This is a genomic window from Gammaproteobacteria bacterium, assembly GCA_022450155.1.
Taxonomy (GTDB): Bacteria; Pseudomonadota; Gammaproteobacteria; order Arenicellales; family UBA868; genus REDSEA-S09-B13.
In genome coordinates this window covers 110,811-127,885 of sequence record JAKUQR010000003.1, presented here as the reverse complement: position 1 = coordinate 127,885, position 17,075 = coordinate 110,811, and the positions used below count along the sequence as shown (strand labels likewise).

Below are 17,075 nucleotides of genomic sequence, written 5' to 3'. Positions count from 1 at the left end.
GACACGGGCCTTAGCCTGGGTTATTTTCCCGAAAGGCAAGCATAAACTCTGCCAGTGCCGCGACGCCAGTACGTGGCATAGCGTTGTAGATACTCGCTCGACATCCACCAACACTCCGGTGCCCCTTGAGATTGAACAGATCGGCAGCGTCCGACTGCTTGAGGAACCCTGCTTCGAGATCACTGTTTGGCAATCGGAAAACCACGTTCATGACCGAGCGGCACCTGCTTTCAACAGGACAACTGTAATACCCGTCACTGCTGTCGATCACCGAATACAGCAGGTTGGCTTTCTCCTGCGCTTCCCGCTCGATAACATCGAGCCCACCCTTCTCATCCATCCACTTAAGGATCTTTCCCAGCATGTAAATTGGAAACACCGGTGGGGTATTGAACATAGAATCTTTCTCGGCATGGACGGCATAGCGCATATAGCGCCCGATTTCAGTGTTGCAATCCTCCAGTATTGACTCTCTCACAAACACCAGCGCCATTCCGGATGGACCCAGGTTTTTCTGGAGCCCACCGTATACCAAGTCAAACTTCTCCCAGGGTATCGCCCTTGACATGTAGTCTGAAGACATGTCACAGACCAGGGGTACTTCAACGTCAGGCCAGTGGGTAAATTGCACGCCGCCGATCGTCTCATTGGATGTGATATGTAGATAGCGGGTACCCGACTGAATTTTCAACTCATCGTCCTGTGGCATCCTGGTGTAGTCGCAATCCTTACCTTCCCACGCGGCATAGATATCGCCGTAGAATCTGGCATCTGTTATTGCCCCGGTGGCCCAACTGCCGGAATTCACGTAGCCGGCGCGCTCACCTGACCGCAACAGGTTCATTGGGACCATAGAAAACTGAAACGTTGCGCCACCCTGGAGGAACAGCACCTTGAAACTGTCCGGAACACTGAATATTTTCCGAGTCATTGCCATCGCTTCCCGATGAACTTCAACAAAATATTTCCCGCGATGACTCATTTCAATCAGTGACATCCCTGAACCCTGGTATTCCAAAAATTCTGCCTGAGCTTCCTCAAGTACCTGCTGAGGCAGAGTTGACGGACCCGCACTGAAGTTGTTGACTCGCCGACTCATCACTTGTCTCCTAGTACATTAAATAATCACGTGTCCATATTGACACAGTGTTGGATATTGCCCCGACTGAACGCATCCAGGATTTCTATCACACCGCTGGCAACTGCTGCCTGTGCCTGATCCGTAGAAGCGCCGATATGATGTGTACCGTAAACATTGGGATGTCTGGCAAGAGCTGATTGAAATTCAACCTCATCGCCACTTGGCTCCCCGCGAAATACATCCAGTCCTGCCCGAATCCCCTTCTCATCCATCGCCTTAATCAGGGCTTCCTCGTCGACAATATCGCCACGAGAGGTATTGATAACAATGGCCCCCACCGGCATACGTGCCAACAGTTCGGCATCGACCATTTTTTTCGTGGCAACTGCGGATGGCACATGAAAACTGAGGATTTCACAGCGTTCCGCCAGTTCTTTAAGGCCGGAGACACGCTTTATACCGCCTATACGAACGAGGCGGTCGTGCGTTTCCCGCCACCGGTTTGGACGTTCAATGACATACAACTCCAGCCCGAACGCATGCGCCCGTTCAAGCACTTCCAAGCCTATTGCGCCAAGACCAACCACACCCATACGCCGACCTTTTAGACCCACGGCGACACTGAATCGTTTCTTGTTCCATTTTCCTTGGCGCAACGCTTTAACATTGTCCGGAATATTTCTGTCGATGGCGATCAGAAGACCGATGGCCAATTCAGCCACTGCTGCAGCATTTCGACCGGGTACATTACAGACATAAATACCACGAGCAGCCGCGGCATCTTTGTCGATCGTGTTCGTTCCGGTTCCAGCTCGAATGATCATCTTCAGCGATTTTCCGGCCTCTATTGCCTTTTTCGTTACCTGAGTGCTTCGCACCACCAGCACATCATATTCCGCAAGCACAGAGTCAAGCTCATCAATATTAAGATCTGGTTGCAGCACACAGTTGTGCCCTTTGTGTTTGAGTTCAGCTACAGCTGTCTCTGGGAACTTGTCAGCAAAAAGTATTCTCATCAGTCATAGTCTCGTGATCAGGATACGTGAGGCCGCAATCTATGCGGTGCGGATCACAGCGTTGTCGGGGATTTTCAATGAGCACCGGGGCAAAGGAAAGTCTAGGCACCGGGGAGTTGCGTTACCGGACTGCCGAGAGTCGCTTTAGGATAAATCATGGGTCCCCGCTAATCTACGACTATTCGTACGGTCGGCGGGCGCAACAGATCTCCGGTCCGACATCTTGACGCTCTCAACAATCATTCTCGTGCTGGCGGCTGCATTTCTACATGCCGCCTGGAACGCCTTTATTAAGGCTGGTGATGACAAGTTACTCAGCCTCGCTCTGATGCATGGATGTTCCGGGATTATCTGCCTGTGCCTGCTGCCATTTGTCCCGATTCCCAGCCCAGCAGCGTGGCCGTATCTTGGGCTTTCGCTGGTTCTGCACTGGGGTTACTACGGCTTTTTGATCAGCGGTTATCGTGTTGGAGACCTCGGCCTGGTTTATCCACTTGCGCGGGGTAGCGCCCCACTGTTGATCGCCGGATTTGGGGTGCTTCTTGCCGGAGAAACTTTATCGCTGGCGGTTCTGGCTGGCATTGCGCTTGCCTGCGTCGGAATTATCAGCCTCAGTTTCGAGAACGGTCTGCCCTGGCGTGGCAATCTGAAGCCCGTGCTGTTCGCGCTAGGCACTGCAATCTGGATTAGCGGATATACGCTAGCCGATGGGCTAGGTGTAAGGGAGGCCCAGTCAAAGCTGGGCTACATCATCTGGCTGTTTGTTCTTGAGGCTGCCACATTCGGCACCTTCGTCTCACTGATTCGTCGGCATACATTCAAGGATTATTACCTTACGCACTGGCGCGGGCTATGGACAAGCGGTATGGTTGCAGCCCTGGCCTATGGTCTGGTTATCTACGCAATGAGTACCAACACCATGGCCATGATCTCTGCCCTACGGGAAACAAGCGTAATCATTGCTGTACTGATTGGGGGACTCATGCTCAAGGAACGGCATATGTTGCACAGGGTGTGCGCGGCCGTAACGGTTGTGGTCGGCATTACAATTATGAATTTAGCACCGTAATGATCCGGTCGGCCTTCACCCAGCGGCGCAAGCGTATCCACGATACTCTCCCTTCGGCCACGACATGAGTCAGTCAACCTATCAGGTGGCCGTGTTCAGGGGAGATGGAATAGGCCCCGATGTAACGGATGCGACGATCGCTGTCCTTGAGGCCGTGCAAAAACGCATTGGCGGCTTTTGCTTAGACTTTAACAGCTACCATGCCGGTGCGGCTTACTTCAGAGAGTCTGGCAGAGACATTGAACACGGATCTGAACAAGCCGCTGAACAGGCCGACGCTATTTTATTGGGTGCCATTGGATTGCCAGAGATCCGATATCGCGATGGCACAGAGATAGCTCCCCATCTGCGCCTGCGGGAACAGCTACAACTCTACGCTGGTGTGAGACCGGCCCGAGCCTATCCGAATTCACCCCTGCCCCTGGCAGATCCCCGCGCCTCGACTATCGATCTGGTGATCGTACGGGAATCGACCGAAGGTCTTTTCTATTCGGCTGCCGTACATGGGCGAACACAAATCGCCAATGAAAATGAGGTACGTGAGACACTGCGCATCACGAGAAACACCACCGAAAAACTTCACGATTTCGCATTTCGACTGGCAAGGCAGCGAAAAAATCGCGGCAGGCCCGGCCGGGTGACCTGTGTCGATAAGGCCAATGTGTTTAGGTCCATGGCATTTTTCCGAAAAATCTTCGACGAACGAGCCGAGGAATACCCCGACATTTTTGCCGATCACAATTACATCGATACCCAGGCTCTGGACCTTATCCGCAAACCCTGGTCATTCGATGTCATGGTGATGGAAAATATGTATGGCGACATACTGTCTGATCTCGCTGGTGGTCTTGTCGGGGGCATGGGCATGGCAGCCTGTGCTGAGATTGGAGATCACCACGGATTGTTTCAACCCGCCCACGGCAGCGCACCAGACATCATGGGGCGAGATGCCGCAAACCCTTTGGCCTGCATTCTCAGCGGTTCACTGTTGCTGGGATACCTGGCCGAGAAATCGGGACAAGATCAACTAGATTGCGCAGCCGAGATGATTGAAACTGCTGTTTACACAGGCTTCTCATCCGGTCGTCTGCGTCCACTAGAACTCGGTGGCAATCAGGGCACCCGCGCTGTGGCCCGGGAAGTGATCAATATCCTCCCGGCAGTCGACTGAAGCGCATTGTGGAGAACAAATAGATCGCCACAGCCAAACGACAGCAGTGCCTTGATCACACAGCCGGAAGGGCTACTTAACTTCAATCAGTTCTATTTCGAAGACCAGGGTCTGATTTGCGCCGATCAGGCCACTGGCACCGACGTTGCCGTAGCCCAGTTCCGGCGGAATCACAACCTCCCATTTCGCCCCTTCTGGCATTAACTGAAGTACCTCTTTCCATCCTGCTATGATGCCGCCTAGACTGAAGGTCGCCGGCTGGCCGCGCTTGTAGGAACTATCAAATTCCTGACCATCCGGTAGGGTGCCCCTATAGTGCACAACCACGGTGTCATCTGGACCAGGTTTTGCGCCAGAACCGGCTGTCAGAACCCGGTATAAAATACCGCTGTCGGTGCGCAAGACAGCCGCCTGTTTGCCGTATTCTGCTCGAAATGCCTCACCGCTTGATTTGTTCGAGTCCCCAACTTCTTTCATCTTTTGCGCCTCCAGCTGCCCTTTGGTTTCGATCGCAAGCATGATCTCTTCTTGACTGAGCGCAAGTGCTCGTCCCGAGAGCACGTCCGCAATTCCACGGGCAAAGGCATCAGCATCCAGTTTAACGCCCTCTGAATCCAGTTGCCTTTGTATTTGAGAGCCGATCTGATAGCCCAGCGCATAACTGTATTTCTGCTCATCAGAGTCGAGCATAGCCTGCGCAACTATCGACGATGTCGGAATCATCAGCCCGACAGCTATTACACAACCTGTAACCAATTTATTCATACCAGCATCCGTAAACGTTTCATCATTTTTCAAGCGTGTCTACACCACCACGGTATTGCCCATCTGACTCGTCCACTGGGTGGTTTGCAACAATACCTTCAACTTCAATCGTAACATGCGATACACGGGGCATCGTTCACGCAGACGCAATTCTAGCTCGTCTATGATTTGTTCGGTACGTTCAAGTGTGGCCTGAACCAGCACTCGGTCAGACAGAAACTCTACCCGCCCAGGCTCACCATTGTCCAGATCGGTTACCCCAACGCTACTGTCAGCACGATGCTGTGTCATCCTCTCCCGCAGAGTAGATACGATACTCTCCTCTTTCAGTTCAATTTCGGCCACGAGAACTGTATTGCGGTCATCAATGACAATACTGCGCAGGTCATGATAACGCTCAATATCTTTGTGGGCGTCGGCAATCAACCTAAAGGTTTCCTCGGCTTCCTGATCCCGAACATCGGTAAGAAACCGCATATTGATCATGCCTAGAAATGCTGCAGTGATACCCAGCATCACCGCAATCACCACCGAGAACCCGATATCCCAGAGCGCAATACCGGTTGCGTGCGTTAGCGCAATGCCAATTGCAGCAAGTAATACACCAATGACCGCAACCGCATCCTCAAGCAGAACGGCGACCAATGTTGGATCATCTGATTGGCTGAGGTAGGACAGCGCATTCTGATGACCGTTCATCCGAGCGCGCTGCGCGAATTCACGCCAGGCCACACGTAATACCCAGGACTCAACCAAGAGCGCAATCAGCAAGACACTCATCGCCAATGCCAGAGGATCGATCGATCCGAATAGAGTCGGTTCAACAGCAACCTGTTCGGCGATGTTATGGCTCTCCTGCCAGGCATGCCAGGCATGTGAAAGCCCCAGCCCACAGCCGATTGAGAAAAGACCAATCGCGCTCCACAAGTTCCACAGATATTTCTTCTGGCCATGACCGAAAGCGTACCGACGGTCGGCCGGCCTGCTACCGCTTTTCAGTCCCATCAGCAGAAATAACTGGTTAAGCGTGTCCATCAGACTATGGATCGCCTCATTCATCATCGCTGCCGAATGCGTCGGAACGGCGACCGTGAACTTCAGGATAGTCAGCACTGCATTACCACAGATCGCGATCAGCACTACATTCTTGGAATTTGTACTCATAGAGCACCACCTACCGAGTAGTGTTCACCAACATTTGCCGTGCCTAGAGATGCGCTTACACAGGTGCAACAGTATACTCAGAGAACTCTGCGTACCTGTCACAATCGAAACGACCAACATTACCATCCATGCCGATCGATCCCAAACTTCTGGAGATTCTGTGCTGCCCGGTCAGTAAACAACCGGTGTTCCCGCTCAGTGAGGAGAAACTCGCTGCGGTCAATGCTGCAATTGCCGCGGGACACGTCACGCAGGCCAACGACACCGTTGTTGAAACACCCCTCAGTGAGGGCCTGATCACCAAAAACAAACTACGGATCTACCGAATTGATGACGGAATTCCAGTGATGCTTGAAGAGGAGAGTATTGCGGTTGACCAGATCGAGGGGCTTTAACAGTTTCCCATTAGCGCTAGAAACCTGAATCGATCCGTTTAACGGCCTGCCTGCTGTTCCTGGTAGTGCTGCATCAGAATCTGGGCGACTTCAGGCCGGGCAAATTCGGGTGGCAGTGCTTCACCTGCCGACAGCATTTCTCGAACCCGGGTCCCGGACAGCAGCACGAAATCTTCCGGCTCATGATCAGGTACGTCTCGCATCATGACCACCCGGTCGAGCTTCCTCGAATACGCGGTATGGTCCGCCTCGAATATCTGAATGTCCAGGGCGCCGTCAGGAACCTGATCGTGGAAAATTGTCTGCGCATCGAACGCGCCATAGTAATCAGCAACACCCGCGTGATCACGACCGACTATGAGATGTGTACATCCTGTATTTTGGCGAAAAACAGCGTGTAGTACCGCTTCCCGCGGCCCTGCATACAGCATGTCAAACCCATAGCCAGCGACTATCACGCTGTTGGTTGGGAAATACAGTTCAACCATCGTCCGGATTGCGGCGTCCCGCACATCTGCCGGTATGTCGCCAGGCTTGAGTTGCCCCAGGAGCATGTGAATCAGAATTCCATCGGCACCGACCGCGGCCTGCGCCATCTTGCATAACTCCTCGTGGGCGCGGTGCATCGGGTTACGAGTCTGGAACGCGACCACCTGACTCCATCCGCGGTCACTGATATCGGCCCGGATCTGCTCTGCAGTACGAAAAGTCGCTGGATAGACCTGAGCAAAATAACTGTAATTCAGGACGGTGATCGGTCCAGAGACCAGCACCCTGCCCTGGGTGGAAAACACATTCACGCCAGGATGATTCCTGTCGAGAGTGCCATAGATTGATTGAATGGCCGACTCAAGATCTTTGTCTGAAAGTTCCTCAACAGAAGCGACGTCCTGCACAGCCAGAACCGGATTGCCCTCAATGTTAGGATCCCTCAATGCGATGCGGTCGCCGGTCCGATAGCTGCACTGCTGAACCAAGTTGACTACTGGGACGGGCCAGAATAGCCCATCAGCCGTGTGCATCGTCGCAGCGACACTGGCCATATCGCGCTGGTCCATAAATCCAGACAGAGGCGTGAAATATCCTGCACCCAGCATGACAGCATTTGCTGCTGACGCCGAACTGATCTTCAGTGATGGCAGACGCTGAGCTTCACTTTCAAGTGAGCGACGCTGCTCGGCGCAGGCGACATAAAGTGGTTTGAGTTCGGTGGCACCATGGGGCTTAATCATGGCTCAATTCAACAACAGTAGCAAAAGCACAGCCGGATTTCTCAGAGTCATTCGGGTAACAGATGCGATTGGGGCCTTAAGACAAGCGTAACACCGAAAGCCCACACTAAAAGCAAAATTTACTGATCAGATCATAAAGCGGGCGGATAGTAGATTCGTGCCCACCAGTCTCACAGGTTGTGGACCAGTCAGTTGATAATCTTAGCGCGACAAACTCCGGCGAGTATCAACTGCTGCGGCCAACTGTTCAATCACCTGAACCGTATCATCCCAGCCGAGGCAGGCATCGGTAATGCTTTGGCCATACACGAGATTACCACCCGTCACAACATCTTGCCGGCCCTCGACGATATGACTTTCGATCATAACACCGACTACCCTATTTTCACCCCCGGCCAACTGACTCGAAACGTTAGCGCCAACAGCAATCTGTCCACGATGCTGTTTTCCGCTGTTCGCATGACTGAAATCAACCATCAATATTGGCGAACGACCGGCCGATTCCAGCATTTGAGCAGCCGCGTTGATGCTCTCGCTATCGTAGTTCGGTGATTGACCACCCCGGAGAATCACATGGCCATCCTCATTACCACTGGTCTCAAAGATTCCCAAATAGCCAGCCTTGGTTACGGTCAGGAAATGATGGGGGTGTGCTGCAGCGCCTACGGCATCGATTGCGATCTTGAGATTTCCATCAGTGCCGTTCTTGAATCCAACAGGACAAGACAATCCGGATGCCAGCTCCCGGTGTAGCTGACTTTCCGTCGTTCGGGCACCAATAGCACCCCAACTGATCAGATCGGCAATATATTGCGGTGTCAGCAGATCCAGGTATTCCGTTCCAGCAGGCACACCGGCCAGGTTAAGATCCAGCAACAATTTACGGGCGAGCCTCAGACCTTTATTGATATTAAATGAGCCATCGAGATCTGGATCATTAATCAACCCTTTCCAGCCGACAGTGGTCCGGGGCTTTTCAAAATAAACCCGCATAATAATCAACAGGTCATTGGAATAATTCTGCCGTAACACTGCTAGGCGGGCCCCGTAGTCCAGTGCCGCAACAGGATCATGAATCGAGCAGGGTCCGACAATTACGACCACACGGTCGTCCTGGCCATGGAGAATCGCGTGAACCTCAGCACGCGTGCGCGTTACGAGTTGCGCAACTGAAGGGGGTACTGGATGCTCTTCAATGACAGTTTTCGGATCGGCTACATCCTGTATACCGGAGATCCGTAGATTGTCTGTAACACCGAGATCATCACTGATGGACGGTTTGTATTGTTCTGTTTGCGTCATGACATCAGTAGAGCCATTAATCATGGATGGCGATTTCTGGCATTTTGGCGCGCGCAAGTATAGCACTGCCCCGAGAACATCGGCGGTCGCCTCTGACGAGTCAGTCTGGGACTGTATATTGCTTTAACTACCAGCCCAGCAACTTATTCAGATTGAACATCCTGCCGGGCTGTTACCCGGTCAATCCTCTTCCGGGTGCTCGAAGGCTCCTGAGAGCTTTTTCTGTACATCTCCTGGTGCGGGGTCATAGGCCGAAAACTCCATTGTGTAGCTGCCCTCACCGCCGGTCATTGATTTAAGCCTCGACTGGTAGTGATCCATCTCTGCAAGCGGCACTCGACCGATGATGCTGATCATGCCGCCAGGCATCGAATCTGTACTGCTGACCCGGCCTCGTCTCGAAGACAGATCACCCGTGATATCTCCCATATTATCAGCAGGCACCGTAACCTCCAGATCCACGATCGGTTCAAGAACAACCGGACCGGCCTTCGACACCGCTTCGAGAAATGCTTTACGCCCGGCAGCCACAAACGCCACCTCTTTCGAATCCACCGCGTGATGCTTGCCGTCGTAAACTGACACCCGGATATCCTGCATCGGAAAACCGGCTACAGCACCCCCCTGCAGGACACTCTGCACACCTTTCTCGATCGCTGGAATGAACTGGGCGGGGATAACACCGCCGACGATTTTATTCACAAAGTCAAAACCCTCACCACGCGCCAGAGGTTCGATCCGAAGATAAACCTCCCCGAACTGACCGGCACCGCCGGTCTGCTTTTTGTGCCGAGAGTGTCCTTCAGCAGACTTACCGATAGTCTCCCGGTAAGGAATTGTAGGCACCCCGGTTACAACCTCTACGGCATATTGGTCGCTCATTCGTTCCACTGCCATCCGCAGGTGCAGGTCTCCCATACCACGGAGCACGGTCTCGTTCGCAGCAGGATCACGTTCGACCCGAAAACAAGGGTCTGATTCGGTAAGCTTTGTCAGTACTTCAGCAATTTTCTGTTCGTCGCCGCGGCTCTTGGGCGCAATCGAAATACCCACCATAGGCGTTGGCAATGCGGCAGCCTCTAACTGGATGTGCTCGTCATCATGAGCATCTCGCATCACAGCATCGTAAGCAAACCCTTCGGCTTTTGAAATCAGCATGATGTCGCCCGGTATCGCTGCAGCGGAGTCGGAAAGTTTCTTGCCCAGACAGCTGGACAGGTTACCGATTTTCAGACCTTTTCGACTGTCCCCCAGAAACACCTGCGCATCTTTTTTTATTGTGCCTTGATAGAGACGGAATACCGCTTGTCGTCCTACAAACGGGTCGAAGGAAATCTTGAAGACATGGCCGAGCACCGGTTTCGAACCATCTGGCACCACGTCACAAGTCTCTCCTTCATCTCCGTTACCCTTCACGAATCGTGGTACATTGCCTTCCAAGGGGTTTGGCAGCATTTTGCAGATAAACTCGTTGAGCGCCCGGACCCCGGCGCCTGTTCTGCTGGAAACAAAACAGACCGGCACCACATGCCGTTCGCGCATGGCCTGTTCAAACGGATCATGCAACTGCTCCGGGGCAACTTCTCCCTGGTCGAGGTACGCTGTCATCAAATCATCATCCAACTCTACGGTCTGATCTACGATTGCAGTATGTGCATCTTCGACCGAGAACATGTCTGACTCCCCCTCAGTCCCAAAATAACAATCGACCACATCACTACCGTTCGAAGTCGGTAAATTAACCGCCAGACATTCACTGCCGAACGACTCCTGGATCTGGGCATAAACCGCTTCCAGATCGATGTCTTCGGCGTCAATTCTATTCACAACAATCATCGCGCATAAGTTGCGTTGCTTGACTGCCTCCATCATGCGTCGCGTTGAACTCTCCACACCGTTCTGGGCATTCACAACTATCGCAATGGTCTCCACGGCACCAAGAACACTTAGTGTTGGCCCGATAAAATCCGGGTATCCGGGTGTGTCGATCAGGTTAATATGCGTGCCGTCATGATCATAGGATGCCACTGCAGCTGTCAGCGAGTGGTGGTGTTTTTGTTCAAGTTCATCGAAGTCAGTTACCGTCGAACCTTTTTCAACCACACCGGCTTCATTGATGACGCCAGCATCTAGGAGCAGACTTTCTGCTAATGTAGTTTTCCCACTCCCGGCGTGACCGACGAGCGCAAGGTTCCGGATGCCTTCTGTTGTGTAGGCCATTTAACGTTCTCCTTCCTGCCTCTTTTGGTTTCTTGTTGCACTGGCAAAAGCCCGTTCCGACGACCCATTTGGCCGGTTCCAGCCCGGCCATGCGGTGGCTTTTCCAGTACCTGGGAACATTCAGTAGCACGAAATACGAGATGAATCAACAGCACTTTGTATTTTACGGTCCGCCAGCGGAGACCTTTGCCCAGCTACTTGATCCGGCTTGGGCTGGAATTCGGGGCTGCCAACCTGCGACGCCCCGTCGACGGTAGATCACAAGTTGTCCGCTATGACGAGTAAAATATTGTGCTCACGGGATAGGCAGCGGCCACACATCGCTGAATTGATCGAAACAAATCAACATGAACGATACTTCTAAACCGGTAACGCCAACCAATTTCATCCGCCAGATCATTGAGTCAGATATTACCGACGGGCATCATACAGACGGGATCGTCACCCGGTTCCCACCTGAACCCAATGGTTATCTGCACATCGGCCATGCAAAGTCCATGTGTCTCAATTTCGGTCTGGCCGAAGACTTTGCGGGTCGCTGCTTTTTGCGTTTTGACGATACCAACCCCGATAAGGAAAGCCCGGAGTATGTCGAATCGATCAAAACTGATGTGCGCTGGTTAGGATTCAACTGGGAAGATCGTCTGACCCATGCGTCGGATTACTTCCCACAACTCTATGACTGGGCAGTCGAACTCACTGAGAATGGCAAAGCCTTCATCTGTAGTCTGAGCGCAGAAGAGATCCGCACATCCCGGGGCACTCTGACTGAGCCAGGATCAGACAGCCCTTATCGTAACCGGTCCGTGGCTGAGAACCTGGAACTTTTCGAAAGAATGCGCGCAGGTGATTTCCCGGACGGCTCGCATGTTCTCCGAGCAAAAATCGATATGGCTGCGCCCAACATCCATATGCGAGATCCTACGATATACCGTATCCGGCACAGCGGCCACCACAATACGGGAGACCGCTGGTGTATCTATCCGATGTATGGCTTCACTCACCCGCTTTCAGATACGATCGAAGGCGTTACCCACTCATTGTGTACTCTTGAATTCGAAGATCAGAGGCCGTTTTATGACTGGGTGCTCGATAACGTAACGATTTCTAAACGACCTCGTCAGATCGAGTTCTCCAGGATGTCGCTGGACTACACGATTATGAGCAAGCGCCTGCTGACGATACTGGTCGATGAGAATCGCGTCAGCGGCTGGGACGACCCGAGAATGCCCACTCTTTCAGGCCTGCGGCGTCGGGGCTATACACCCCGCGCTATTCGAAACTTCTGTACCCGCATCGGTGTGACCAAAAACGAACAGCAAATCGAAGCCAGCGTTCTGGAAAATTGCGTCCGCGAAGACCTTGACAAAAATGCGCCGCGTGTCTTCGCTGTTATGGACCCGCTCAAAATAGTGATCGAAAACTATCCGCAAGGCCAAGTCGAGCAGTTCGAAGCTCAAAATCACCCAAATAATCCAGATATGGGCAGTCGACAGATCCCTTTCAGCCGCGAACTCTACATTGATCGACAGGACTTCATGGAAGAGGCGCCGAAAAAATTCTTTCGTCTCGCACCGGGCAGAGAAGTACGCCTGCGTTACGCCTACTTCATAACCTGTACGGCGGTGATACATAACTCAGAGGGTCAAATCTCAGAACTGCGCTGTAGTTACGACCCCGAAAGCCGAGGTGGTCGCGCTCCCGATGGCAGAAAGGTCAAGGGCACGCTGCACTGGGTATCGGCCCAACATGCTTTAGAGGCCGAAGTGCGCCAGTATGATCGACTTTTCCAGGATGCTAATCCGCTGGCGGATCACAGCAAAGACTTTCTCAAACTACTCAACCCAGACTCAAAGGCAGTGATCACCAACAGCAAAGTCGAGCCCGGGCTCATTGACGCCACAGCTGGACAGTCATTCCAGTTCGAAAGGGTCGGATACTTTTGCGTAGATTCAGATTCAACACCCTCTCATCTAGTGTTCAACCGCACCGTCGAACTCCGAGATTCCTGGGGCAAAACTATCGTCAATGAAAAAACGTAAGGGGGAACCTTGGCTGGCGGCAGATGTGTATGGTCAGTCACTACAAGGACTGACCATCAATCTGATTTCAGCAAACCTCGAACGCGCCCTGATTTTTCAGCACGACGTTCTGGGTGCAGACATCGTCTATCACGATACTGATTTCGCAGTCGTACGTGGATATGGTGCCGAGTGGATGATCCATGCAGATCATACCTACGACAGCCACCCGTTGAATGCCACACTTGCGAAGCTGGCTCACCGGGGGGGGGCTGTTGAATTGAGGCTACATGGTTGTGACCCCGATAAGGCTCAGGCCCATGCGATTGCCCAAGATTTTACCGTGCTGCAAAGCGCCTCCGACAAACCGCATGGTTTGAGGGAAGCCTACCTGCTGGATTCCGATGGATACCTGTGGGTTCCGGATGTGCCGGTTAAGCTCCAGACTTAATCTAACCCTGTGGAAAACGACACCTGACAACTAGGCAGTGACGGTTTTATCCGCGCCAAGACGGCTCCGATGCTGACGCCACTTGTGAATATTCGCTTTAAGCATCAGAGCACATGGGGTCACAATGAGAGTAAGAACAGTCGCAAAACCCAGGCCAAACACAATTGAGGTGGAAAGCTGTCGCCACCACTGAGTCGATGGTGCACCGTAGGTCACTTCCCGTGCAAGAAAATCTATATTGATGCCCAACACCATGGGCAAAAGTCCGAGTATCGTCGTGACACTGGTCAATAGAACCGGGCGGAGTCGCTGTACCCCAGTACGCATAACTGCTTCAAAGGGGTCGGCAATAATGGCCTTTAATCTGTCATAAGTATCGATCAGAACGATATTGTTGTTCACGACTATGCCCGCGAGAGCGATCACACCAATTCCATTCATAACAATTCCAAAGGGTGACCCGGTGATCAGTAATCCTAAAAATACACCTATGGTTGACATAGCGACCGCAAAAAGAATCAGAAAAGCACTGTAGAAACTGTTGAACTGTGTAATCAGAATGGCCGCCATCACAAACAATGCAACCACAAAGGCTTTCCCCAGGAACGATCGCGCTTTGGCCTGTTCTTCATCTTCACCTTTGAAGGCGACGTCTATACGTTGATCAAAGTCTGCCGCCTTAAGCCACTCTTCGAGTTCACGCAGCTTGTCATCAACCAAAACACCATCGTCGACATCGGCCTGGACCGTAATTACGCGCTGTCCGTCGACCCGTTTTATGGTGCCGATTTTCTCTCTCGCTTGTCGAACTACAAAGTTGGATATGGGCACAGCACCCATTGGTGTATTCAGTCGTACATGATTGAGTTCTTTGATCGTCCTGTGCGCCTGGGGAAAACGGGTCCGAATATCGATCTCATCATTGCTGTCGTCCGGCCGATAAGTACCGATTTTGTAACCAACCGTCGTCATCTGAATCATATTGCCCACGGAACCAACGTCTGCTCCGTATTTCGCTGCTTGTGCCCGATCGACCACGATCTCCCAATCGATACCAGGCAATGGTCGTGAATCTTCTATACTGTTGAGTCCTATCATGCTGTTTAATTTGTTGCGAACGCGCGCGGCCGCAGGTATCAACAGTTCGGGGTTACGCGAGGCGAGCTGAATCTGGATAGGCTTGCCAACCGGAGGGCCACCTTCTTCTTTTCTAAGGTCAATCACAATACCGGCGAGATCGTCTACTTGATTTCGGATCTTGTCGAAGATCTGAGCGACTTTCTCCCGGGTTCTCCAGTCGGCAAACTCCATCGATATGCTGCCGATTATGTCCTCAGCTTGTTCAGAGTCGGCGTCACGACCAACGCGTGTATAAAACGTTTTTACGCCGCCGATGTCAAAGACCCGCGCCTCAACTTCGCGCATAAGCTCATTTTGTTCAATCAGTGAGAGATTGCCCCGGGCCCGGACCTGAATCTTGGCATTATCCGGCTCGACGTCCGGAAAAAACTCGACACCAGAACCGAAGGTTGCGTAACCCAGTTGTGCGCAAATCAACACAACGATCGATCCGACCAGCACCTTGGTTGGGTGGGATAATGCGCTTCGAAGCACCCGAGCGTAAACACCCGTAAATCCAGGTATGGTCTGCAGGTCACCGCGCTCACCAGCCTGCACAATGCGCTGACTGGTAATACTGGTATTTCCGGCCCGACCAAAAAGACTACCCAAAGTAGGCACAAACACCAGCGCCATCAGCAACGATGCCGACAGCGTAATCAGCACGGTCATTGGCAGGTATTTCATAAATTCACCCACCACACCCGGCCAGAAGGTTAAGGGCAAGAATGCTGCCAGTGTCGTTGCCGTCGACGCAATGATCGGCCAGGCCATTCTCTTAGAGGCAGCGGTGTAGGCCACCCTGGGCGTTGCACCGTCAATCATCTGTCGGTCTGCATACTCGGTTACAACAATAGCACCATCAACCAGCATACCCACCGCAAGGATCAGGCTGAACAACACCACCATGTTCAAGGAAATGCCCAGGATAAACAAAATCAGCAAAGCAGTGAGGAATGAGCCGGGTATGGCAATCCCCACCAATCCCGCTGTACGAATACCCAGCGCAGCTATCACCACAACCATCACCAGAATGACCGCACTGACAATACTATTCTGCAGGTCATTCAGCAATGTGCGTATATGATCGGACCGATCCTGTGAGTAGGTCACATGCACTGCTGTGCGGAGACCCTGTGGCCAGCGTGCCCGCTCCGCCTCAACCACTTCGCGTATCCGTTCGATGGTGTCAATAACATTTTCGCCAGAGCGTTTAGACACTTCGAGAGCTACTGATGGGCGGCCGTTTACCCGTGCATAACTCACTGGATCTTTGAAAGTTCGTCGAACCTCTGCAATATTGCCGACTCGAACGACCGAATCACCATCAACCTTTACCGGCAGTTCGATGATGTCTTTAACGCTCTCAAATAAGCCAGGCACTTTGATCGAAAAACGACCCTGCCCCGTGTCCTGAAGACCTGCTGCCACCAGCAGGTTTGAACCACGGACGGTGTTGGCGGCTGTTGCTGGATCCAGTCCGTAACTTTCCAGCGCAACTGGGTCGATAAGCACCTCGACCATCTCCTTTCTTTCGCCCGCAATTTTTGCCTCCAGAACTGCAGAGAGGCCCTCCAGATCATCCTTTAGTTTGCGTACCAGGCGATAAAGTGTCCGATCTGGTACGTCTCCCGACAGTATGACAACAAGGACTGGGAACAAGCTGAAATTAACCTCGTGGACCTCAGGATCTTCGGACGCAGCTGGAAGACTGCTCTTGGCAACGTCAACCTTTTCGCGCACATCCTGCAGAGCAGTATCGGCTTCAAATCCTGCTTCAAATTCAAGTAAAACGTTAGCACCGCCTTCATAACCGGTCGAGCGCATCTCCTTAATACCTTCTATTCCGCGCAACTCCTGTTCAAGTGGGCGGATAATGAGGCGTTCAGCATCTTCTGGGGAAATGCCATCGTGGCTGACAGTCACATAAATTATGGGTATGCTGATATCAGGCTGAGACTCTTTAGGAATATCGCGGTAGGCGAACGATCCCGCAATCAGGATAAAGACCAGAGTCGCCAGCACTGTACGGGAACGACCAACAGCATGATCAATCAAGGCAGTCATCT

Annotated in this window: 13 protein-coding genes; 5 read left to right on the top strand and 8 right to left on the bottom strand. The window is 52.5% G+C overall.

The window, feature by feature from the left end:
• Nucleotides 1–10: 10 nt before the first annotated feature.
• A complete protein-coding gene (serC, locus tag MK323_02200) occupies nt 11–1,099 on the bottom strand; it encodes a 3-phosphoserine/phosphohydroxythreonine transaminase (GenBank protein ID MCH2480971.1) in 1,089 nt (362 codons plus the stop codon).
• Between the two features lie 26 nt (nt 1,100–1,125).
• Complete coding sequence (locus tag MK323_02195) at nt 1,126–2,097, bottom strand: NAD(P)-binding domain-containing protein (GenBank protein ID MCH2480970.1); 972 nt, start codon at nt 2,095–2,097, stop codon at nt 1,126–1,128.
• A 223-nt stretch (nt 2,098–2,320) separates the two neighbouring features.
• Here MK323_02195 and MK323_02190 point away from each other — a divergent pair, with 223 nt between their 5' ends.
• Together MK323_02190 and MK323_02185 are read left to right on the top strand one after the other, a co-directional pair.
• Complete coding sequence (locus tag MK323_02190; protein MCH2480969.1) at nt 2,321–3,166, top strand: DMT family transporter; 846 nt, start codon at nt 2,321–2,323, stop codon at nt 3,164–3,166.
• 64 nt (nt 3,167–3,230) lie between these two features.
• Nucleotides 3,231–4,337 carry an isocitrate/isopropylmalate family dehydrogenase gene (locus MK323_02185; GenBank protein MCH2480968.1) on the top strand — a complete coding sequence of 369 codons (1,107 nt, stop codon included), beginning with the start codon at nt 3,231–3,233 and terminating at the stop codon, nt 4,335–4,337.
• A 72-nt stretch (nt 4,338–4,409) separates the two neighbouring features.
• On the opposite strand, the gene MK323_02180 is transcribed toward MK323_02185, so the two are convergent.
• Nucleotides 4,410–5,102: an FKBP-type peptidyl-prolyl cis-trans isomerase gene (locus tag MK323_02180; protein ID MCH2480967.1), complete on the bottom strand. Its 693-nt coding sequence runs from the start codon at nt 5,100–5,102 to the stop codon at nt 4,410–4,412.
• Between the two features lie 39 nt (nt 5,103–5,141).
• Nucleotides 5,142–6,266: a cation diffusion facilitator family transporter gene (locus MK323_02175; GenBank protein MCH2480966.1), complete on the bottom strand. Its 1,125-nt coding sequence runs from the start codon at nt 6,264–6,266 to the stop codon at nt 5,142–5,144.
• 128 nt (nt 6,267–6,394) lie between these two features.
• On the opposite strand from MK323_02175, the gene MK323_02170 reads away from it, so the two are divergent.
• Nucleotides 6,395–6,661 (top strand): Trm112 family protein, encoded by a 267-nt coding sequence (locus MK323_02170; GenBank protein MCH2480965.1) that lies wholly within the window; start codon nt 6,395–6,397, stop codon nt 6,659–6,661.
• Between the two features lie 38 nt (nt 6,662–6,699).
• Here the strand turns inward: MK323_02170 and sat are convergent, their stop codons facing one another.
• The 3 genes from sat to fusA form a co-directional block, all read right to left on the bottom strand.
• Complete coding sequence (sat, locus tag MK323_02165; GenBank protein MCH2480964.1) at nt 6,700–7,893, bottom strand: sulfate adenylyltransferase; 1,194 nt, start codon at nt 7,891–7,893, stop codon at nt 6,700–6,702.
• A gap of 201 nt (nt 7,894–8,094) precedes the next feature.
• The gene (locus MK323_02160) at nt 8,095–9,195 is read right to left on the bottom strand and encodes a 3-deoxy-7-phosphoheptulonate synthase (protein MCH2480963.1); all 1,101 of its coding nucleotides are present in this window, start codon (nt 9,193–9,195) and stop codon (nt 8,095–8,097) included.
• Between the two features lie 180 nt (nt 9,196–9,375).
• Nucleotides 9,376–11,415, bottom strand: coding sequence for an elongation factor G (fusA, locus tag MK323_02155; GenBank protein ID MCH2480962.1), 2,040 nt, complete (start codon nt 11,413–11,415; stop codon nt 9,376–9,378).
• 347 nt (nt 11,416–11,762) lie between these two features.
• Between fusA and MK323_02150 the strand changes: the two genes are divergently transcribed.
• Together MK323_02150 and MK323_02145 are read left to right on the top strand one after the other, a co-directional pair.
• Nucleotides 11,763–13,457: a glutamine--tRNA ligase/YqeY domain fusion protein gene (locus MK323_02150; protein MCH2480961.1), complete on the top strand. Its 1,695-nt coding sequence runs from the start codon at nt 11,763–11,765 to the stop codon at nt 13,455–13,457.
• Complete coding sequence (locus tag MK323_02145) at nt 13,444–13,887, top strand: hypothetical protein (GenBank protein ID MCH2480960.1); 444 nt, start codon at nt 13,444–13,446, stop codon at nt 13,885–13,887. Before MK323_02150 ends, MK323_02145 begins: the two co-directional genes overlap by 14 nt.
• Nucleotides 13,888–13,917: 30 nt before the next feature.
• On the opposite strand, the gene MK323_02140 is transcribed toward MK323_02145, so the two are convergent.
• Entirely contained in the window at nt 13,918–17,073 is a 3,156-nt protein-coding gene (locus tag MK323_02140; GenBank protein ID MCH2480959.1) for an efflux RND transporter permease subunit, read from the bottom strand.
• Nucleotides 17,074–17,075: the final 2 nt, after the last annotated feature.